This window comes from Serratia sp. 201 (assembly GCF_037027545.1).
GTDB classification, from domain to species: Bacteria; Pseudomonadota; Gammaproteobacteria; order Enterobacterales; family Enterobacteriaceae; genus Serratia; species Serratia bockelmannii.
Genome location: NZ_JAXCHC010000001.1, coordinates 614,900 through 636,248, shown reverse-complemented (window position 1 = coordinate 636,248; position 21,349 = coordinate 614,900). Strand labels below are relative to the sequence as shown.

Here is a 21,349-nt window from a genome sequence, read left to right as displayed (position 1 = left end):
CTGTTGGGCCGGCGCGCGTCGAGCCGCGCCGGCGCTGAGTGACGTTACTTGCCGCCTTTCACCGGGTAATCCGGTTTTTTGTCGTTGCCGGCGATATACGGACTCCACGGCTGCGCGCGCACCGGCGCTTCGGTCTGCCACACCACGTTGAACTGCCCGTTGCCCTCGATTTCGCCGATCATCACCGGTTTGTGCAGGTGGTGATTGGTCTTGTCCATGGTCAGCGTGAAGCCCGACGGCGCGGCGAAGGTTTGCCCGGCCATCGCCGCGCGCACCTTATCGACGTCGGTGGTGCCGGCCTTTTCCACCGCCTGCGCCCACATGTGGAGGCCGACGTAGGTGGCTTCCATCGGGTCGTTGGTGACCGCAGTGGCGTAATTCGGCAGATTGTGCGCCTTGGCGTAGGCTTTCCACTGGCTGACAAACTGTTTGTTGGTCGGGTTATCCAGCGATTCGAAGTAGTTCCAGGCCGCCAGGTTGCCCACCAGCGGTTTGGTGTCGATGCCGCGCAGCTCTTCCTCGCCGACCGAGAAGGCGATAACCGGCACGTCGGTGGCCTTGACGCCCTGGTTGGCGAGTTCTTTGTAGAACGGCACGTTGGAATCGCCGTTGATGGTGGAGATCACCGCGGTGTTGCCGCCGGCGGCGAACTTCTTGATGTTGGCGACGATGGTCTGGTAATCGCTGTAGCCGAACGGCGTATAGACCTCTTCGATATCCTTGTCCTGCACGCCTTTACTGTGCAGGAAGGCACGCAGGATCTTGTTGGTGGTGCGCGGATAGACGTAATCGGTGCCCAACAGGAAGAAGCGCTTGGCGCCGCCGCCGTCCTCGCTCAGCAGGTATTCCACTGCCGGGATCGCCTGCTGGTTCGGCGCCGCGCCGGTGTAGAACACGTTCGGCGACATCTCTTCGCCTTCGTATTGCACCGGATAGAACAGCAGCCCGTTCAGCTCCTCAAACACCGGCAGCACCGACTTGCGCGACACCGAAGTCCAGCAGCCGAACACCGCCGCCACCTTGTCCTGGCTCAGCAGCTGGCGCGCCTTTTCGGCGAACAGCGGCCAGTTGGAGGCCGGATCCACCACCACCGGCTCCAGCTTTTTGCCGAGCACCCCACCTTTGGCGTTGATCTCGTCGATGGTCATCAGCGCCACATCCTTGAGCGGCGTCTCGGAAATCGCCATGGTGCCAGAGAGCGAACTCAGAATACCGACCTTGATGGTGTCGGCGGCCTGCGCGCTCCAGGCCAGGCCCAGGCCGACAGCGGCGGCGGACAGCGCAAAAGCTTTGATAAAACGACGACGTTGCATAGTTCAAACTCCTGATGTGTGTGAAATCAAAATCGTTACGCCGAGCGCGCGGGCGGCTGAGCCCGCGCCTGGTGCAACATGTGCAGCGTTATTTTTCGCACTTCTGCCTTGCTGACGGCGATGTGCTCGCCGAGCAGCGTTTGCGCCTCCTCGCTTTGCCGCTGCAGGATCGCCTGCAAAATGGCGGCGTGCTCGCGGTAGGTGGCGTCCACCCGCGCCTGCTGGGTGAAATCCAGCCGGCGAATGATGCGGATCTTTTCGGTCAGCTCGCGGTGGATGCGCGCCATTTCGCCGTTGCCCGCCGCGGCCACCAACGCCTGATGAAACTGCTCATCGTGCTGCGACACCGCCTTGCCGTCCGCCAGGCGCGGCGCTTCGGTCCAAAAACGGCTCAGTGCCGCCAGCGCGTCCGGCGTTTCCCCGGCCGGGCGTTCGCATAGCCGTTTCACCGCCTCTTGCTCCAGCACGATGCGCAGGTCGTACAGCTCTTCGAAGTAGGCGAAGTCGAACGGCCGCACCTGCCAGCCGCTGCGAAACAGCACCTCGACATAGCCTTCGCGTTCCAGCCGAAACAGCGCCTGACGCACCGGCGTGCGGCTGGCCGCCATGCGCTGCGCCACGTCGCTTTCGCTGAAGCGATCGCCCGGCAGCAGGCGAAACTCGAAGATGTCGGCCTTGAGCTGCAGATAAATGCGCTCCGCCAGCCCCTCCGGGCGCGCCTTGTGCTCTCCGTTGGTGATTTGCATCATCGCTCCTCCGTTCAGACCGCCTTTTCCAGCCACAGCAGGGCGTCGCCCGGCCCGACCGGCCGCCCCTGCCGGCAGCTGATGCGTTTAACGATCCCGGCGCGCGGTGCGGTGACCGCCAGCTCCATTTTCATCGCCTCGACCACGATCAGCGGCTGCCCGGCCGCCACCGCCTGCCCCGGTTCCACCAGGATCTTCCACACGCTGCCGTTCAGATCGGCGCTGACCAGATCGCCGTCGATGGCGTCTTCTTCCTCCGGCGGCAACAGCTGCGCCTCGGCCTCGTCGTCATCGCTGCGCCAGCGCGCCACTTCGGCGCTGAACGCCTGCTGCTGGCGATGCTGGAAGTCGGCGATCGCCCCGGCGTTGTCGGCCAGGAAACGGGTGTAGGCGGCGAAGTCAAACTCGCTCTCTTCGATGCGCACCTGCATGCGCCCTTCACGGAACGCTTCGCGCTGCTCGTCCAGTTCTTGCTCGCTGACCGGGTAGAAGCGCACCTGATCGAAGAAGCGCAGCAGCCAGGGCTCACCGGCGGTGAACTGCGGGTTTTTGAGGAATTTGTTCCAGATCGGCAGCGTGCGCCCCACCAGCTGGTAACCGCCCGGCGAGTCCATGCCGTAGATGCACATGTACATGCCGCCGATGCCGACCGTCCCTTCGGCGGTGTGGGTGCGCGCCGGGTTATATTTGGAGCTCAGTAGGCGATGGCGCGGATCGAGCGGCACCGCGCAGGGCGCGCCGAGGTAGACGTCGCCCAGCCCGAGGATCAGGTAGCTGGCGTCGAACAGAATGTCGCGCACCTGCTCGCGTCGGCTCAGGCCATTGATGCGCTGAATGAAATCGACGTTGTTCGGCAGCCAGGGCGCCGAGGCGCGCACCGTCTGTTGATAGCGATCCACCGCCCCCAGCGTGGCCGAATCTTCGAACGCCATCGGCAGCCACACGGTGCGCGTCGGCACCTTCAGGCGGCTGACGTCCCCTAGCGCCCGTTCACGCGCCAGCAGGCGCTGCAGCAAGTCGGCCTGGCTAATCTGCCGGCTGTCGTAGCGGATCTGCAGTGAACGCACGCCCGGCGCCAGCTCCGCCACGCCCGGTATCACCTCCTCCCGCAGCGACTGCATCAGCAGATGAATGCGCAGCCGCAGCGCCAGATCGAGCACGTTGTCGCCGTACTCCATCAGGATGTAGCCGTCCCCCGCCTGGCGATACGCCACCGCCGGGCGCCCTTCCGCCGCCGGCAGCGCCGCCAGCACCGCGGCGGAAACGGTCTCCGCCGGGGCCAGATCCGGCGGCGGCAGGGTGATGGCCTTCACCGCCGCCAGCGCTTCGATGCTGCCGAGCTGCGCCTGCTCCAGCGACTGCGCCTGCCGGAAGCCGATCGGATGGAAACGGATGCGGTCGCCCGGCTTCACCTGCCCCACTTTCCACAGCTCGGCCTTGGCGATGGTCACCGGGCAGACGAAGCCGCCAAGGCTGGGCCCGTCGCGGGTTAGGATCACCGGGAAGTCGCCGGTGAAGTTGATGGCGCCGATGGCGTACTCGCAATCGTGCACGTTGGAAGGATGCAAACCGGCCTCGCCGCCGTCCTCCCGCGCCCACTCGGGCTTTGGCCCCGACAGGCGCACCCCGAGGCGGTTGGAGTTGTAATGCACCTGCCAGTCGGTGGCGAAAAAGGCCTCTATCGATTCAGCGGTGAAAAAGTCCGGCGCGCCGTGCGGCCCGTACAGCACGCCGATGTGCCACTGGTCGCCGTAGTGCGGGATCAGGCTGTCGTCCATCGCCTGCGGCGCGGCGATCGGCGCCGGCGTAGTGCTGGCCGCCAGCGCCGGTTGGGCGATCGCCAGCATGTCCGCCACGCGCAAGGTGCGCCCGGCGTGGCCGCCGAACTGGCCCAGCGCGAAGGTGGAGCGGCTGCCGAGATACACCGGCACGTCAAAGCCGTTGCGTACCGCCAGATAGGTGCGGCAGCCTTGCGTAGCACGCCCCAGCGTCAATACCTGCCCGGCCCGCACCGCGATCGGCCGCCAGTAGGCGACCGCCTCGCCATCCAGATCGGCCGGGCAGCTCGCGCCCGTCAGCGCGAGGGTGGCGTCGCAGTGAAAGCGCAGCGTCGGCCCCTGCAGGGTAAACTCCAACCCGGCGGCCGCCGGGTGGTTGCCGACGATGCGGTTGGCCAGCCGAAACGCGAAGTCGTCCATCGGGCCGGACGGCGGCACGCCGATGTCCCAATAGCCGAGGCGGCCGGGATAATCCTGCACGCTGCTGTAGGTACCGGGTTGCAGCACTTCGAGGCAGTGCGGCTGGAAACGCACATCGTCCAGCAGGCGCGTCCAGACGTCGCCGCGCTGAAATTGCGGCGTGGCGATCACCTGCCGCAGATAGTCGAGGTTGGTGGCGATGCCGTGCAAACGGGTCGCCGCCAACGCCACGCGCAATTTTTCCAGCGCCTGCGCCCGATCGGCGCCGTGCACGATCAGCTTGGCGATCATCGGGTCGTAAAACGCCGACACTTCGCTGCCGGTCGCCACCCAACCGTCGAGGCGCACGTCGTCAGGGAAATGCACCTCGGTCAGCACGCCGGGGCTAGGCTGGAAGTTTTTCAGCGGATCTTCGGCGTAGAGGCGCACTTCGATCGCCGCGCCCTGCGGCGCGCGCTGCAACGCCGCCCAATCCAGCGCGTCGCCCGCCGCCACCTGCAGCATGCATGCGATCAGATCCAGGCCGGTGACCATTTCGGTGACCGGGTGCTCGACCTGTAAGCGGGTGTTCACTTCCAGGAAATAAAACTCGTCGCGCGCGGCGTCATAGATAAACTCTACGGTGCCGGCGCTGCGGTAATTCACCGACTCGCCCAGCGCCACCGCCGCCCGGTGCAGCGCCTGGCGAGTCGCCGCCGGCAGGTGCGGCGCCGGCGTTTCCTCCACCACCTTTTGGTTGCGCCGCTGCAGCGAACAGTCGCGCTCGCCGAGCGCCGCCACCCGCCCCTGGCCATCGCCGAAAATCTGCACCTCGACGTGGCGCGCCCGATCGACAAAGCGTTCGATAAAGGCGCCGGCGTCGCGGAAGAACTGCTCTCCCAGCCGTTTGACGCTGTCGTACGCGTCGCGCAGCGCCGCCTCGTCGTCACAGCGCGTCAGGCCGATGCCGCCGCCGCCGGCGGTGCTTTTCAGCATCACCGGGTAGCCGATGCGCGCGGCGGCCGAGACCGCCTGCTCAACGCTCTCCAGCAAGCCGGTGCCCGGCGTCATCGGCACCCCGGCCAACGCCGCCAGCTCGCGCGCCCGGTGCTTGAGGCCGAACTCGCGGATCTGCGCCGCCGTCGGGCCGATAAAGGCGATGCCCGCCGCTTCGCAGGCATCGGCAAACTCGGCGCTCTCGGACAAAAAGCCGTAGCCGGGGTAGATCGCCTGCGCGCCGGTGGCCGCTGCCGCCGCGAGGATCTTGTCGATGCGCAGGTAGCTGTCGGCGGCCTTGTCGCCGCCAAGCGCCACCGCCCTGTCGGCCTCGGCGACGTGCGGCGCATTGCGGTCGGCGTCGGAATAGACCGCCACGCTGGTTACGCCCAGGCGTTTCAGGGTGCGAATGGCGCGGCAGGCGATTTCGCCGCGGTTAGCGATCAGTACGGTAGTAAACATGTTCATGCCCCCTTAACGCTGGCGAGATAGTCGCGCCAGCCGCCAAACTCAGTGATATCCGTCGCGTCTTCCAGCGCCCAGGCTTCGCAGATAAACCCCTTCACCCGCCGGCCGTCCGCCAGCAGCAGCGTGCCGATGCCCAATGGCGCCGGGATTTCCGCCACAAACTCGCCGAAACGGGCCAGCGGGATGTCCCACAGCTCAACGCGGATCGCCGCCCCCTGCGCCGCGCGCGCCAGCCCCGGCTTCGGCGGTTCGGTATCGGCCAGTGCGTAGAGGCGGTAACAGGGGGCGGTGACGGTTTGCTCCACCCGCACCGCGTCGCGCTCCGTCAGCTGGACGTTGAGCGGCATACCGCTGAGGTGAGCGCCCACTACCGCCAGACGCACGTGTCCCGAAGACGGCGCCGGCGCGGGCTGCGGCGGCAATGCCCGGCCGATAGCGCCGAGCGGCAAGGCGCTTTGCCGTTGCCAGCGCAGGCCAAACGCCGCCAGCGCCCGGTCATGCCAGGCGGGCGCAATCAGGGTGATGCCCGCCGGCAGACCGTCTTCGCGCAGCGGCCCCGGCAGCGCCAGCGCGCTCAAATCGGCCAGGTTGGTGAAATTGGTGTAAGTGCCGAATTGCGAATTGAACAGCACCGGCTCCTGCGCCATCTCCGCCAGGGTGCGGATAGTGGGCGCGGTCGGCACCACCAGCGCGTCGAACGGCGCCAGCCGCTGGGCGATTTGCCGCGCCAGCTCGGCGCGCAGGTATTCCGCCTTGTAGGCGTCGCAGGCGCTGTAGCCGAGGCCGTTGCCGACGATGCCGCGCACCACCGGATCGATGGCCTGCGGGCTCGCTTCCAGCACCTGCTCAATGGCTACCGTGCGCTCCGCCACCCAGGGGCCGTAATACAGCTGTTCCGCCAGAGTGCGAAACGGCGCGAAATCGAGGGGTTCCAGCGTCGCGCCGCCCGCCTGCAGCTGCGCCAGCGCACGGTGAAACGCCCGCTCGGCCTGAACGTCGCCGAAAAACTCCAACTGGGCGGGAACGGCGAAACGCGGTGCGGCGGGGATATCCGCCGGCGCGGTATGCGGATCGGCACGGGAATACGGGTCTGCCGCGTCAAAGCCGCTCGCCAACTCCGTCACCTGCGCGGTGTCGGCCACGGTCAGCGCGAAGACCGACACCGTATCGTTCAACCGGCAGGCCGGCACCACGCCGCGGTTGGACAACCGCCCCTTGGTCGGCTTCAGCCCGACGATGTTGTTGAACCCGGCGGGCACGCGCCCCGAACCGGCGGTGTCGGTGCCGAGCGCGAACGGCACCAGGCCGCGTGCCACCACCGAGGCGGAGCCGGAGCTGGAACCGCCGCTGACGTAGCGGCTGTCGAAGCTGTTGACCACCGCGCCATACGGTGAGCGAGTGCCTACCAACCCGGTAGCGAACTGGTCGAGGTTGGTTTTACCGAGGGCGATCGCCCCGGCGGCGCGCAGGCGGGCGACCACGGTGGCGTCCGCCGCGGCCTGATAGGTGAACGCCGGGCAGGCGGCGCTGGTCGGCCAGCCGCCGACGTCGATATTGTCTTTGATGGCGAAGGGCACGCCGAACAGCGGCAGGCGGGTGAGATCGCCGGCGACTGCTTCCAGCCTTTGCGCCAGCTGTTGATACTGCTGCTCGCGCTGCGCCGGCGTGGCGAGATACAGCCAGGCGTTATCGTCTGGGCTCAGCCCGGCGACCAACGTTTCGATCGTCGCACTGACGCAGGCAAGGCGCTCGCCCGCCGGGCGGGTTTGGTAATGGTGTTGCCATTCACTGAGGGTAAAACCGCACGCTACAACAGATTCGCTCATCGGCTGAATTCCATCTGGTACACAAGATGGGATTCAACAGAGCAACCGGCGTGCCAATTTTTAATCTCATGATTTCAATGAATTATAATTAAAACTTATGACGGCGGCGGCAAACGGGCTGCACCAGCGGCGCGCAGCGGGAGAACAAAAAGAGTGCAATGGCGGGATGACGCAGAGGAAAAACCGGGGCGACGACACTCGCCGCCCCGCAGGCCGATGGGGATAGGTCAACCGCCAGCCGCAAGCTCAGTACCTACCATGTGGTGAGCGCTACCCTTCTCCAGGTATTGGCCGCCGTGCAAATATAAAAGAACGTGGAGTCTGCCGACCATTGGCCTATTTTACCGGGCGCAACGGCCGAAGCGGGGACAGCAACTCTGACACCTACAGGATCTCCGTTCACGTTCGCTGAATCATAAATATTCAACACTTTTATGTGGCCGGAGGAGAATTGGTTATTCGGCCCACCAATAGGATAAGCGCCGTTACCGGCCGGATAGATGCCATTATCCGCAACCGTTAACTGCTTGGTGTACAACCCGCTCCATTTAAATGAGGGTTGTCCTAAGGCGGTCGCGATATCCTTCTGCGGCGAAAAATCCGCCGGGGAGATGGATACGCCGCTGCTGGTCGTATTGTTATTAGCGCCAAGCGTAAACTTAGGTGAAAAACTAATTAAAGAAGCCCCGTCCTGAGCCAACCTGACGCCCGGTTCAAACCCCTGAAGGTTATTGCCTGGAGAAATGCCGCCAAAGTAATGGTAGCTGGTACTCCCTCCTTTGGCGGCATAGAACAGGTTATCGGAGCCGTCCTTGATACCATGGAAAATGGCCGGATAAGCGCCATGGCTGGCCCTGTCCGCCAAGGACCACGGAAGTTGCCTAGGAGCCATATCGGCGATTGCCGCGTTGGCGAATCTTGTCGTATTGCTCAGCATGTTATCAAACACAAATGCCGCCGCGATGCCGTTTACCGGTTCTGCAGCCACATTGTAAGTGGTATTACCTACGTTATAGAAACCGCCCCGACATTCAAAGGTGCTTCCATCACTCTGAAGAATGGTTTCACCTTCGCAAGTAAACTGCCCCAGGATGTTATCGGTGTTGGTTCGGGTGAGTTTGATCGCCGTAGCGCCGACGCCGCCGAACAGGTGGATATAGCAGAAACCGTTGTACCACGTTACGCTGTTGGCGTTTCCTCTCAACTCCAGCCCCACGCCGGCATCCGTATTTGTGCCACCATCGCCCGGATTGCCGGAGACCTTGATCTGACATTGAATTTCATGGAACCCCACGCCGTGGAAGGAGCTATCCCCGCCATTGCTTTCCATCAAGATGTTCGACAAGCCACGGTGGAACCGGCAAGAGTGAAAACTGACGAACTCGGTAAACGCACCGGCATAGCCGTTCAACAGATGTAAGTTCACAAAAAACTTCATAATCAGCAATCTTTCATGCCGCATGAAACAGGAACCATTGATCCGATAGCCGGTGCCCGTATATAACGCGCCCTTGGCCGGCGTAATCGTCACATCGCTGATATATCTGTTGGTATGGATCCCGGAACCGCCTTTCGACTCAAAACACGCATGATCATTAGACGTCGGCTTAAAGAAGAATTTCGTACTAATCCAATTTTCACCCTCTATCGCAATGCCTTTATCTCCGGTGTAGTTTTCTCCCCCTAAATTTAAGGTATCTGTAATGTAATAGTTGCCGGCAGGAACATAGAGCTTCTTGCAGCCTTGGCTAATCGCATAAGCGATAGCCTGTTTAAACGCCTGCGTATCATCCGTACCAACGCCAGCTGTATCATTCCAATCGCCCTTCGCGCCGAACATCTGAGGGGTAATGTGGGGCACGCCTTCATTCGGGAAGGAATACTGAATGAGTTGATTGCCCGTTACCCCTACAAGCGTAGAGATAATCGGTTTAAAAGCGCAATCCCAGACGTTCTTGCCAATGAGAGTCGTTTCGTCAAATGCCCCGCCTAACTCCAGCGCCCGAGCGGGAGAAGCAAGTTTAATCACATTTCCTTCAATAATGGCGTTTTTCCCATTCAAGAAACGGATATAACCAAACCCAGAGTCCGTGACCCGATTGCCGGAAAACACCGTACGGTCGCCGTACAGCTTGATCCATACCTGGCTGCTGGTCCATCCGGAGTTGGTTATCTTGTTGCCGGTCATCACGCAGCTATTGGTGAACAGGGCAACCTTGCAATTATTGATAATATTGCCTGAGAGGGTCGCCTCCGTTGCGGCAATGCCATTGAAGGCCGAGGAATTGGAGGTGCCGCAGAAATTTAAAAAATTATCTGCGATAACGGACTCAGCGACAGAAATATCGTTATTGCCGTGATAGTCGATGCCATTCTCAACGGTATCTTCAACGTGATTCCCGATAATTCGTGAATTATTCGTAGGGATTTTGGTGGGGTTATTCACTAAGGAATAGTCGATCTGAATGCCGAACCTTTCGATCGTTTTGATGTAGTTATTAGAGATATTAATGTCACTGATTCCACCCAGCGAGATGCCATAGCTGGTATTAACAATATGGTTATTGGCAACGGTCAGGTTAGTGAATGAATGAGGCGTGCCGGTCACTTCATTATTCAATGTCACCCCGCCCCCTCTTTGCGTATGCCCGGCCCCAGCGGGTTTAGCGGGTTTATGTCCATCATGAATATGATTGTTCACAATCAAGATGTCATAAGCATCTCGGTTCACGCCCGTTTTCAGCAAGATCCCGTCACCCTGGTGATTCGTCAGTTCGTTATTCTGGATTGTAATATGGCGTCCGCCACGAACGGCGATAGGTTCTTCACCCAGATCTTTAAGTAAATTGTTCTCAAGGGTAACTGACGTACAGTCAGAAAGGCCCAAAGCATCGGTATGCATGCTGATGGCGCAATTTCTCACGGTGAAGTGTTCACAACGGGTGAAAGCCATGCCGGTACACGCGCGAGTGGCATACCACCAAATAGGATCTGCATCTTTCTGAGTCACCTTTCTCGTGATCCTCAGATCTTCCACGATGAAATTCGACTGTTCCACGGTATTAAAAATATTGATTTGAGGCGTATCGTCATCCAGGTGAATTTCACCACCGCCATAAATATGGCAGTTGCTAGGGATCTGCAGAGGCTGCCAAGCCGAACCCAACGTCAACCGATAGACATTCGCCATTCTGACCTGGCGTTTTTTCATCGAGCTAGCGGCGTCAATCGCCACTTTAGCGAACATGGCGCTGACGGCATCTCTATCGTCAGCCAGGCCATCGCCTACGGCGCCGAACTGTTCAGGGGTATATTCAGCGAATTCGCCGCCATCATTGACCTGAGCGGCGGCATTTTTTGTGTTGAACTGTGGATCTTCTTTTGACATTTGAGCCATTGAATTACTCCTCTGGATTTTACGTTTCAATCGACATTGAACGAACCCTAGAAAAGTAACCGGACGGGCGGCACGCCCTCCATCGATGACGGGTGGCTGAGGGCCAGTACAACAACGGCGAGCGGGAGAGCGGCAATAAAAAAGCGCAACCTTGCGATTGCGCCTGATGTTCGGTGAACGCTGCGCGTTACTCGCCGCGAACGCGCTGCGCCAGCCCTTTGAGGAAGTAGCGCAGCATCTGATCGCCGCACGGGCGGTAGTTCTTGGTGCCCTCTTTGCGGAACAGCGCACTCAGCTCCGGCTTGGAGATGCGGAAGTCCACCGCTGTGAAGATCTGGTGCATGTCGGTGTCTTTCAGCTCGAACGCCACGCGCAGCTTTTTCAGCACCAGGTTATTGGTGATCGGCAGTTCAACCGCCGGCGCCGGGAACTTGTCGTCCTTGCCGCGCTTGAAGAACACCAGGCCGTTGAGGAAGTGCGCCATCACTTCGTCAGGGCACTTCTCGTAGCCCGGCTCGCCTTCTTTGATCACGTAAGCGTCCATCGCCGACACCGCCACCTCGAAATCGTCCAGTTTGATAATCTCGACCATTTTGGCGTTGTTAATGCTCAGCATATAGCGCACGCTGCGCAGCACGTCGTTGTTCATCATGGGATTGCATTGCCTTTACTTGTCTAACGGGGACGTGCGCATTGTAAAAAAATGCCCCATACCCAAAATAATTGGAGTTGCATCGCGGCGGCAAATTTGTAAGCCCCCCGGAGCATAGTTAACTATGTGACCGGGGCGCGCAAATGCAGCCAACAAAGAGGCAGCTCCAAGTATGACGGGTATGGCCGCACACCTTGAATGTGCGGCAGTATAGGGATCGGCAAGGGGTTTCTCAATCGATTTGGCTTTTTTGCTGATACAGCGGGATGTCTTCACCGATGATGTACTTGTTGCGCAGCATCGACGAGACCTTGTCCATGATCATCACCACCACCACCAGGATCAGGGTGATGAACATCACCACGTCCCAGTTCCACAGCCGCATATTCTCCGCATACACCAGGCCGATGCCGCCGGCGCCGACGAAGCCCAGCACCGCCGCTGAGCGGGTGTTGGACTCGATCTGGTACAGGCTGAGCGCCAGGAAGGTGGGGAACGACTGGGTGAAGATGCCGTAGCGGTGCTTCTGCAACCCGTTGGCGCCCACCGCCGTCAGGCCGCGGCTGGGGGACTTGTCCACCGCCTCATGGCCTTCGGCGTACAGTTTGCCCAGCAGCCCGACGTCCTGCATCACGATAGCCAACACCCCGGCCAGCGGCCCCATGCCGACGGCGCGCACGAAGATCAGCCCCCAGATCGCCATGTCGATGCCGCGCAGCACGTCCAGCAAGCGGCGCACCAGCACGGAGATCGGCCGCAGCAGCGGCGTCGACATCACGTTGCGCGCGGCGAAGAACGACAGCGGCAGCGCGATCAGCGACGCGGTGATGGTGCCGGCGAACACAATGGCGATGGTGATGCCGATCTGCTGGAAGTAGTACATGAACGGCCAATTGGCGAAGTCGTGCCAGACGAACATGCGCAGGAAATAACGCCCCAGCTGCTGGCAGCCGTTGATAAACTGCGGCCAGCTAATGCCGAAGACCAGGAAGAAGAACACATAGTACAGCACGATCGCCAGCGCGATCAGGCCGACGGTGCGCAGGTAGCGCCCCTGCTGCGCGAAGATCGCCGGATGCTGCTGTTTCAACTGGCGCAGCGTTTCCGCCGATGCCGGAGTGCCCGCTATCATTTTGCCCCCTCCACCACACGCTTGCGCAGCTCGCCCGACACGTAGTCGAGCACGGAAACCACCACGATGATCAGCAGCAGCGTCATGCTGACCTGATCGTAACGGTCGAGTTTAATGTTGGTCATCAGCTCCTGGCCGATGCCGCCCGCGCCCACCAGCCCCAAAATGGTCGACTGACGAAAGTTGATCTCCAGCCGCATGAAGCTGTAGGAGAGAAACACCGGCTTCACCTGCGGCCACAGGCCAAAGCGCATGCGCTGCAGCGGCGTGGCGCCGCAGGCCGCCAGCCCGCGCACCGGCTTGTTGGAGGCGGTTTCGATCGATTCGTAGAACAGCTTGGTCAGGCTGCCGATGGTGTGCAGCGCCAGCGCCAGGAAGCCGGGAATGGCGCCGATGCCGAACGCCATCACGAACATCACCGCCCACGCCAGCTCCGGCATGGTGCGCAAGAACGCCACCAGCGTGCGAATTGCCAGCCGCACCGAGCCCGGGGTATAGGTATTGCCGGCCGCCAGAAACGCCAGCACGGTCGCCACCAGCACCGAAAAAATGGTCGCCGCCAGCGCCAGCTGCAGGGTCTCCCAGATCAGCGGCAGCTGGATGTTCAGGCGGTAACCCCAATAGGCCAGCGAACCTTCGGTGCGCCCATCGGCGAACAGCAGGTGCCAGTGCAGCGTCGGCACGGTTTCGGCCAGGTAGTCGAAGAAGTGCGGAATAGACACCCAGACGGTGTGCAGGTTGAACTCGGCGAGGTTGCCGGCGCCCAGGTACAACACCACCAGCCCGAGCGACCACAGCAGCGCTTCGCGTTTTTGCTTGCTGCGGATCCGTTGGTAATAGTGTGCGAAATCGGTATTCAAAGCAGGTCTTCCATCTTGATGGAACAAGGGGTTCAGCACGCTGAACCCCTTCATTCGGACGGCCGAGGCAGCCGGGAATTAACGGTCGCCTTTGGTCAGCTCGCGCTTCATATCGATGATGGTCTGGTATTCCGCCAGGGTGGTGTCGCCGATGTGCTGTTTGCCGCCCATCGCTTTGATAAAGCACTGGTGATCGTCTTTATCCAGCTTCTTGATGGCGGTGACCACTTTGGCTTTGAAGTCGGCCGGCAGCGAGTTGCTCACCAGGATCGGGCCGTTCGGGATCAGCGGCGACTGCCAGATGATGCGGATCTGTTTCATCAGGTCCGGGTGATCCATGCGGATCATGCGGGTGAACGCGCCGCTGGTGTAGCCGGTGTTGTAGTCGCCGATCATCGACGCCCAGGTCACCGCGCCTTCGAACTGGCCGTTCAGCACGCCAAGGATATCCTGCTCGTGGCCGCCGGAGAAGGTGACGCTGGAGAAGGTGTTGTTGTATTTGTTGTCGACCGTGCCGCCGAACAGCTTTTTAAACGCCTGATTCGGGATCAGGAAGCCGGAGGTGGAATCCGGATCGGCGAAGCCGATGGCCTTGCCCTTCAGATCTTCCAGTTTCTGGTACGGGCTGCCGGCCTTCACCACCACCACCGAGTGGTAGCCGCGCGACTGGTCGACGTCGTCGACCGCGATGCCGACGATGTCCACCGCTTTCGGATCCTTGATGTAGACCGAAGCGAACGACGACGGCGACATGCTCAGCACCAGGTCAATCTTGCCGCCCAGCAGGCCCTGGATCACACCGGAATAGTCGGACGAGTTGCGCAGCTTGGTATCGACATTCAGTTCCTTGTCCAGGAACTGCTTCACGCACTGGTTATCGCCGATCTGCTGGGTGGCGTTCTGGCCACCGAGAATGCCCAGGTTCAGCTCTTTCGGCGCATCCGCTGCGGCAGCATTAAATACCATCATCGCGCCGGCCATCAGGGTGGTCAGACTCAATACTTTTTTCATTAGGTGTGCCTTGTGTGTAAAGGGTAAAGGTCAAAAGTGCTTCAATGGATCTGATTGGCTTCTTCGCCATACAGCTGGTGCAGGATCCGTTCGTTCAGTTGCGAAGGATGCCCGTCAAACACGATCTTCCCGTGGGCGATGCCGATCACCCGCGAGCAATACTCTTTCACCAGTTCGACCGAGTGCAGGTTCACCATCACCGCGATGCCGTCTTCGCTGATTTTCTGCAGCGCATCCATGATGCGGCGGGTATTTTTCGGATCGAGCGACGCGACCGGCTCATCGGCCAGCAGGATTTGCGGGTTTTGCATCAGCGCGCGGCAGATGGCGACGCGCTGCATCTGGCCGCCGGAGAGGTGCTCGGCGCGCTGCAGCGCGTGCGGCAGCATGTTAAGCCACTGCAACAGCTCGATGGCGCGAGCGCGGTCGGCGTCATCGAACAGTTTGAAGAAGGATTTCAGGGTGGAGGTGTGGCTCAGGCGCCCCAGCAGCACGTTGGTCATCACGTCCAGCCGCGGCACCAGGCAGAAGTCCTGGAAGATCATGCCGCAGCGCGCGCGCCATTGGCGCATCTGGCGGCCGGCAAGCTGGGCGATATCCTGCGCCACGCCATCGTCTTCGAAGTGCAGCATCTCGCCGCAGCTGGAAGGAATGGTGCCGTTGAGGGTATGCAGCAGCGTGGACTTGCCTGCGCCGGAGCGGCCGATCACCGCCACGAACTCGCCGGCGTGCAGATCGAAATTGATGTCATCCAGCACGCGCTGCTGCGCTTTATAGGCCTTGCCGAGTCCCTTTACCGATAATACTTTGCGAGATGCGGCGGCGTGCTGCCCTGGAAAGTCGTGCTGTGCCAATTTTAACAGTGCCTGAGCCATATGATTTCTCTGGTTTCAGTGGCTAATCATTATGGGCACCTATTAACGGATAAGTTTATGACAGTGGGATGATCGTTTTATGGCCGGGGCGTGACGCGTGCCGCCCCGGCGTGCGCATCATTCCAGGCTAAAGAAGTCCAGCCCCAGCGCCATCTTGACCTGCTGCAGCGTCTGCTGGCTGACCTGATGCGCGCGGCGGGTGCCGTGCTGCAGGATACGCGTTAGCTCGCCTTTATCGGCAATGAATTCGGCGCGGCGGGTGCGGATCGGCTCGAGCAGGCTCTGCAGGCAATCCTCCAGCAGCCGTTTGATTTTCACGTCCCCCAACCCGCCGCGCCGATAGTGCGCCTTCAGCTCCGCCACCAGTGCGGCGTCTTCGCAGAAGGCGTCCAGATAGGTGAACACCATGTTGCCCTCCACCCGGCCGGGATCGCTGACGTTGAGATGGCCAGGATCGGTGAACATGCTCATCACCGCCTTGTGAACCTCGTCGGCGCCGGCGCCAAGCGGGATGGCGTTGCCGCGCGATTTCGACATCTTGCCCTGCCCGTCCAGCCCCGGCAGACGCCCGACGTTGCTCAACAGCGGCTGACACTCCGTTAATATCGGTTGGCCAACGATGTGGTTGAAGCGCCGCACGATCTCGTTGGTTTGCTCCAGCATCGGCAGCTGATCCTCGCCGACCGGCACGTGGGTGGCGCCGAAGGCGGTGATGTCCGCCGCCTGGCTGACCGGATAGATCAGAAAACCGGCCGGCAGGCTGCGGGCGAAATCCTTCTCGGCGATTTCGTTTTTCACCGTCGGGTTGCGTTCCAGCCGCGCCACGCTGACCAGATTGAGGTAGTACATCGTCAGCTCGGCCAACGCCGGCAGCGCCGACTGCAGGCAGATCGTGGTCTTGTGCGGATCGATGCCGACCGCCAGATAGTCGGCCACGACGTTGAGCACGTTGGCGCTGATTTTTTGCGGGTTGTTGCCGTTGTCGGTCAGGCCCTGCAGATCCGCCACCATCACCGTTTGGTTATGCTGGTGCTGCAGTTCGACGCGTTGGCGCAGCGAGCCGACAAAGTGACCTAAATGCAGTGGGCCGGTAGCGCGATCGCCGGTAAGAATGGTGTAGCTCATGACAGTGCTCCTGAAGGTCTGTAGACCGCCGGATCAACGCCACAAAAGATAATGCCGCCAAACCGGCGGCATTAAAAAGAGATGTGAATACTCGTGCCGCCTCAGAAGAGGCGCCACCATGACTGATTGTGGGTGGAGTGCATCGATATATTCATGCCATCAAGGTATACCCGCAGCGACAATGCGTCAATAGCCCGCCGCCGGCGCGTAAGAAGGCGTTACACTCCGGCATTTGCGTTCCTGGCCCGGCGCGCTAGGGTAAAACCTTCAACCTGAAAAAGGAGCGCATGATGAAGATCGGATTTGCCGGACTGGGTGGGATGGGCAGCGCCATGGCAACTAACCTGGTGCAGGCGGGCTTCGCGTTGACGGTATGGAACCGCTCGCCGCAGGCGGCGCAGCCGCTGGTAAACGCCGGCGCGCGGCAGGCCGAACGGCCAGAACAGTTGGCCGATGCCGACGTGCTGATCACCATGCTGGCCGACGATGCCGCCACGCAACAGGTGGTGGTGGACAGCGGATTGCTGCAGCGGATGAAACCGGGCGCGCTGCATATCAATATGGCGACCATCTCGGTCGAGCTCGCCAAACGCCTGACGACGCTGCATGCGGAACACGGCATCGGCTATCTCGCCGCACCGGTGCTGGGGCGGATCGACGTGGCCGCCGCCGGCAAGCTGAATATTCTGGCAGCCGGCGATAGCGAACGGCTGAAGCAAGCGCAGCCGCTGTTCGATGCCCTCGGCCAGAAAACCTGGCACTTCGGCGCCGACCCGGCGCAGGCCAACGTGGTCAAAATCGCCACCAACTTTACGCTGGCCAGCGCCATTGAAGCGATGGCGGAAGGCAGCGCGCTGGTGCGCAACTACGGCGTTTCCGGCGCCGACTACCTGCAGATGCTGAGCAGCACCGTCTTCGCCGCCCCGGCTTACCAGGGCTATGGTGCGCTGATCGCCGCCGAGAAGTATTCACCCGCCGGATTCCGGCTGGCGCTGGGGCTGAAGGACGTCGGGCTGGCGCTGGCCGCCGGCGCCGACAGCCATACGCCGATGCCGTTCGCCGGAGTGCTGAAGGACAACTTCCTCGACGCGATGGCGCAAGGGGATGCGGATCTGGACTGGGCCGCGCTGGCCAAGGTGGCGGCGCGGCGGGCGGGCCTGAAATAACGAACGGGGGCGCTGGCCCCCGTTTTCCGTTATCAGAACACGATGTCCGCTGCGGGCACGGCGCGGATCGGCACGCCGAAGCTGTCGATATTCGACAGCGTCTCGTTATGGTGGGTACGGATCAGCAGGCCGTCGGCATAGGATTTGTCGTGGCAGGTGTGGGCATCCGCCGCCAGCGTCACCGGATAGCCGTGCGCCGCGGCGCTGCGCACCGTGGTATCGATGCAAAACGGCGTGGAGTAACCGCAAACCACCAACTGCGATACGCCGTTGGCGATCAGCAACGCGCCAAGCGAAGTGCGCAGGAACGAGTCCGGCGTGGTTTTATCCACCCGATGGTCGCCCGGCGCCACCTTCAGCGCCGCGAGCACTTGCCAGGCGGCGCTGCCGTGCGGCAGCTCGTCGTCCGGCGTATGGTGCTGAATGACGACAACCGGCACGCCCGCCCGGCGGGCGCGCTCGCTCAGCTGATTAATGCGCGTAACGGTGCCCGTGGCATCCGCCGGCGGCGGCGTAAACAATCCTTCCTGCACATCGATAATCAACAACGCGGTGGTCATGGCGGCTCCCGAAGATTAAGCCGCGTCAGCACACCGGCTGGCGCGGGCGGAAAATATGATCGACGCCCTGCTCACGCAACCGGTTCACCAGATCGTGCCCGCCGTTCGGCGTGGCGTGCGCCAGCTGGCGCTCGGCGGTAAACACCGGGCTGGCCCAAAACAGGTTCACCGGGTCGCCGTACTGCTGCGGCAGAGTCAGGTGCGCGTGATGCGGGTAGAAGGACGACGATAAAATATAGCCCTCGTAGCCCAGCGGCGCCACGTCCGACTCCAGCGTATGCCCTTCGCCGATCCAGGTCAGCCGCGCCCAAGGCGCGTGCGCGAAACCGGCCAGCGCGCTGGCCATCTGCACCGCGTTGTCTTCGGTCATGTATTGGCTGTCGATGGCGATCGCCATCTCCATGCGGCGATAGCGCGAAGCCTCGTCGTTGAACAGAATCTCCACCCACGGCATCGGCCGAATGCTGACGCCCATGGTGAGGAAGTAATAGATGCCGTCGCGCTCATGCTGGGTGATGGCCATCGGCGGCCACTTGCCCTGATCGATGGCGTAGTATTTTACCGACGGGCCGAAATGCGGCTCATAGCGCGCCTGAAAATCGCGCTGCATCTTCGGCCACGGGTTGCCCTCTTCACGCTGCCAGCTGCGCCAAAACTGGCGGGTGCTTTCCGCCTGCGCATATTGCGTGTTGGTCGAGGCCGAGCCGAGCGGATAGGCCAACGGGCTCTCCTTGATGCAGCTGGCCGAATAGCACACCGAATGGTCGATATACAGGCTCCAGCCGGGGATCACCGCCAGCAACTGGCCGTAATACCACAGGGCCGCGCCGTCGTCGCTTTCGCTCCATACCACCATCAGCCCTTCCGGGTTCAGCGGCGCTTCCCCTTCCAGGTTGCGGCAAAATTCCGCCGCCAGCATCGGCGGCTGCCCCTGCTCGAGCGCGGCGCGGTCTTCCTGCAGCGGCGCGGCGGCCAGGTTGCGCAGCCAGCAGGCGCGCACCTGATAGCGATCGCTGTAGGCTTCGGCGGGATAGATGTAAAAATAGGCTGCCCGGTGATCTTGCTGAACCACCGCGACCAGCGTCTGGTTCTCATTGCTGACTTCAGCAAGTACGTATGACTCGTTCATATCACCTCAATAGGGTCAGGGCGCGGCAGAATCGGCTGCGCGCAAAAAATGGAATGTGGCTTTGCCCCCAAGTGTAAAACGCATTACTGGCCGGATCACCCGTAAAAGTCTCAAAAGCGGCCGTAAACGAAGATAAACAAAGACTAATTATAGCGGCTGTGGCTCATGACGGCCGAGTAATGCGCCTCACCGCGCGCTGATAGGAACCGTTGCGCATCGACGCGCCCAGCACTTTGCCGAGGCCTGCGGCCCCCGTTCGCACCAGCCGCCGCCGCAGTGCGCCCGGATGAAAGCCGAACTGCCGCTGCGCCCAATCGGGCAACAGATCGATGCCTGCCTGCATCACCACCCCGCCGAGCGGGCGCGCCAATGCGCTCGGCGCCGGCGCTTTCAGCAGAATGCGCGCCACCTCTTGCGTGCGTTCATCGCAGACCAGCTGCGGCCGCATCGCCTGCAGGTACTCTTCGACCTCCGCGCAGGACTGAGGAATGGCGGTCGCCCCCAGCGCGGCGGCCACGCGCGCCGCTTCGCGGTAGTATTGATCCTGCAAATCGCGGGAAAGATGCGGGTTACGGTAGCGCAGGTGGCTGGCCAGAAAACGGCTGCTCTCCGCCACGTGCACCCAGGTGAGCAGCGCCGGATCGCTGGCGGCATAAGGCGTGCCGTCGCTGCCGACGCCGGTCACCCGCAGATGGATGGCTTTGACTTTGGCGATCAGCCGCTCCGCCTCGGCGGTCGGGCCGAAGGTGGTGAGCGACACGAACTGGCTGGTGCGGCGCAGGCGGCCAATCATATCGTCGCGGAAGTTGGAGTGATCCCATACGCCGGCCAGCGCCAACGGGTGCAGCATTTGCAACAGCAAGGCGCTGACGCCGCCGCACAGCATCGGGGTGAAATCGCGGTGTACCTGCCAGATGACCGACTGCGGGCCGAACAGCCCCGGATCGCCGGGCGGATTCTCAAAATCGACGCCGCCGAGCGCCAACCCGGTCAGGCTGAGCACCTGTTTTTCTATCGCTGCGCGTACCGCTTCCATCCTGCCGCCCTCTTGCTCATTCAGCGGCCAGTGTATCACGCGGCGAGCGCCTCATTGCGCCCTGCGGCGGTTGAAAGCATTAACTTACTGAATTACAGTTGTTATACCGCTTGCAACCAGGCGGGCCTATTCGATCCACTGCAGAGGCGCTTTGCAGGGCGTTAACCCACGTTAATTCGGCACTAACCCCACAAAACCTCTATCTAGTTTCTTTTCCTTCAACTTAGATAGCAGAGAGTTCGATGATTACCATCAGAGCACGCGCGGCGGAAGACAACGCGCAATTGGCAGATATCTGGCTGCGTTCGGTGCGCGCCACTCACCACTTTTTAACCGAAGACAACATCGCACAGCTGTTCCCGCTGGTGCTGAACGACTACCTGCCGGCGGTCAACGTTTGGGTGGCCGAAGAGCGGCCGGGGCATCCCTGCGGCTTTATCGGTCTGAACGGCAACAAGGTGGAGATGCTGTTTATCGACGCCGATCAGCGCGGCAAAGGGGTGGGCAAAGCGCTGCTGACCCACGCGGAAACGCTGCACGATGAGCTGCAGCTGGACGTGAACGAGCAAAATCCGCAGGCCAGCGGCTTCTACCGCCACTACGGTTTTGTCATCACCGGCCGCTCGCCGCTCGACGGCCAGGGCAACCCGTTCCCGCTGCTGCACATGAAGCTGGAAAAACGCTAGCCCTCCACCGGCCGCCCAGCGGCCGGTTTTCTCCCCCCATGGCGCCCGCCGTTTAATATATCAAATCAGAATAAGTAATAGATTTTACATTCTTCCTGTCACTATCAACCCTCGGTAGGATTGCCCGGTATTCACCCGCAACAGAGGTTCCGTCCGCCACTTCCCGCCGGGTCGTGCCCCGCCGAAAAGCCGAA

The 21,349-nt window shown here is 61.6% G+C and carries 16 protein-coding genes; 2 read left to right on the top strand and 14 right to left on the bottom strand.

All coding sequences use genetic code 11. From position 1 onward, the window contains the following. Positions 1 to 44: 44 nt before the first annotated feature. The 11 genes from urtA to trpS form a co-directional block, all read right to left on the bottom strand. Positions 45 to 1,313, bottom strand: coding sequence for an urea ABC transporter substrate-binding protein (gene urtA / locus WA302_RS03490; RefSeq protein WP_025302020.1), 1,269 nt, complete (start codon positions 1,311 to 1,313; stop codon positions 45 to 47). 35 nt (positions 1,314 to 1,348) lie between these two features. Beyond that, on the bottom strand, positions 1,349 to 2,059 hold the full coding sequence (locus WA302_RS03485) for a GntR family transcriptional regulator (protein ID WP_043137204.1): 711 nt from the start codon (positions 2,057 to 2,059) through the stop codon (positions 1,349 to 1,351). A gap of 14 nt (positions 2,060 to 2,073) precedes the next feature. Further along, entirely contained in the window at positions 2,074 to 5,694 is a 3,621-nt protein-coding gene (gene uca, locus WA302_RS03480) for an urea carboxylase (RefSeq protein ID WP_261456152.1), read from the bottom strand. A 2-nt stretch (positions 5,695 to 5,696) separates the two neighbouring features. Further along, positions 5,697 to 7,526 (bottom strand): allophanate hydrolase, encoded by a 1,830-nt coding sequence (gene atzF / locus WA302_RS03475; protein ID WP_261456151.1) that lies wholly within the window; start codon positions 7,524 to 7,526, stop codon positions 5,697 to 5,699. 253 nt (positions 7,527 to 7,779) lie between these two features. Next, on the bottom strand, positions 7,780 to 10,923 hold the full coding sequence (locus tag WA302_RS03470; RefSeq protein ID WP_261439051.1) for a right-handed parallel beta-helix repeat-containing protein: 3,144 nt from the start codon (positions 10,921 to 10,923) through the stop codon (positions 7,780 to 7,782). A 187-nt stretch (positions 10,924 to 11,110) separates the two neighbouring features. After that, entirely contained in the window at positions 11,111 to 11,575 is a 465-nt protein-coding gene (locus WA302_RS03465) for a DUF1456 family protein (RefSeq protein WP_004939471.1), read from the bottom strand. A 232-nt stretch (positions 11,576 to 11,807) separates the two neighbouring features. After that, positions 11,808 to 12,707 (bottom strand): phosphonate ABC transporter, permease protein PhnE, encoded by a 900-nt coding sequence (gene phnE, locus WA302_RS03460; RefSeq protein ID WP_025302015.1) that lies wholly within the window; start codon positions 12,705 to 12,707, stop codon positions 11,808 to 11,810. Continuing rightward, positions 12,704 to 13,567, bottom strand: coding sequence for a phosphonate ABC transporter, permease protein PhnE (gene phnE / locus WA302_RS03455; protein ID WP_043136924.1), 864 nt, complete (start codon positions 13,565 to 13,567; stop codon positions 12,704 to 12,706). Before phnE (WA302_RS03455) ends, phnE (WA302_RS03460) begins: the two co-directional genes overlap by 4 nt. Positions 13,568 to 13,645: 78 nt before the next feature. Continuing rightward, a complete protein-coding gene (gene phnD / locus WA302_RS03450) occupies positions 13,646 to 14,578 on the bottom strand; it encodes a phosphonate ABC transporter substrate-binding protein (RefSeq protein ID WP_025302014.1) in 933 nt (310 codons plus the stop codon). A 41-nt stretch (positions 14,579 to 14,619) separates the two neighbouring features. After that, positions 14,620 to 15,453: a phosphonate ABC transporter ATP-binding protein gene (phnC, locus tag WA302_RS03445; RefSeq protein WP_019454697.1), complete on the bottom strand. Its 834-nt coding sequence runs from the start codon at positions 15,451 to 15,453 to the stop codon at positions 14,620 to 14,622. A 117-nt stretch (positions 15,454 to 15,570) separates the two neighbouring features. Next, the gene (gene trpS, locus WA302_RS03440) at positions 15,571 to 16,578 is read right to left on the bottom strand and encodes a tryptophan--tRNA ligase (RefSeq protein ID WP_043136919.1); all 1,008 of its coding nucleotides are present in this window, start codon (positions 16,576 to 16,578) and stop codon (positions 15,571 to 15,573) included. 290 nt (positions 16,579 to 16,868) lie between these two features. On the opposite strand from trpS, the gene WA302_RS03435 reads away from it, so the two are divergent. Continuing rightward, complete coding sequence (locus WA302_RS03435) at positions 16,869 to 17,744, top strand: NAD(P)-dependent oxidoreductase (RefSeq protein WP_025302011.1); 876 nt, start codon at positions 16,869 to 16,871, stop codon at positions 17,742 to 17,744. A gap of 32 nt (positions 17,745 to 17,776) precedes the next feature. Here WA302_RS03435 and WA302_RS03430 read toward each other — a convergent pair whose 3' ends face one another. The 3 genes from WA302_RS03430 to WA302_RS03420 form a co-directional block, all read right to left on the bottom strand. Continuing rightward, positions 17,777 to 18,304 carry a cysteine hydrolase family protein gene (locus WA302_RS03430; RefSeq protein WP_049295228.1) on the bottom strand — a complete coding sequence of 176 codons (528 nt, stop codon included), beginning with the start codon at positions 18,302 to 18,304 and terminating at the stop codon, positions 17,777 to 17,779. A 25-nt stretch (positions 18,305 to 18,329) separates the two neighbouring features. Next, positions 18,330 to 19,433, bottom strand: coding sequence for a suppressor of fused domain protein (locus WA302_RS03425; RefSeq protein WP_025302009.1), 1,104 nt, complete (start codon positions 19,431 to 19,433; stop codon positions 18,330 to 18,332). A 163-nt stretch (positions 19,434 to 19,596) separates the two neighbouring features. Then, on the bottom strand, positions 19,597 to 20,469 hold the full coding sequence (locus WA302_RS03420; RefSeq protein ID WP_336062896.1) for an oxygenase MpaB family protein: 873 nt from the start codon (positions 20,467 to 20,469) through the stop codon (positions 19,597 to 19,599). A 242-nt stretch (positions 20,470 to 20,711) separates the two neighbouring features. On the opposite strand from WA302_RS03420, the gene WA302_RS03415 reads away from it, so the two are divergent. Beyond that, positions 20,712 to 21,155 (top strand): acetyltransferase, encoded by a 444-nt coding sequence (locus tag WA302_RS03415; protein ID WP_016928596.1) that lies wholly within the window; start codon positions 20,712 to 20,714, stop codon positions 21,153 to 21,155. The last annotated feature ends 194 nt before the right edge of the window (positions 21,156 to 21,349 follow it).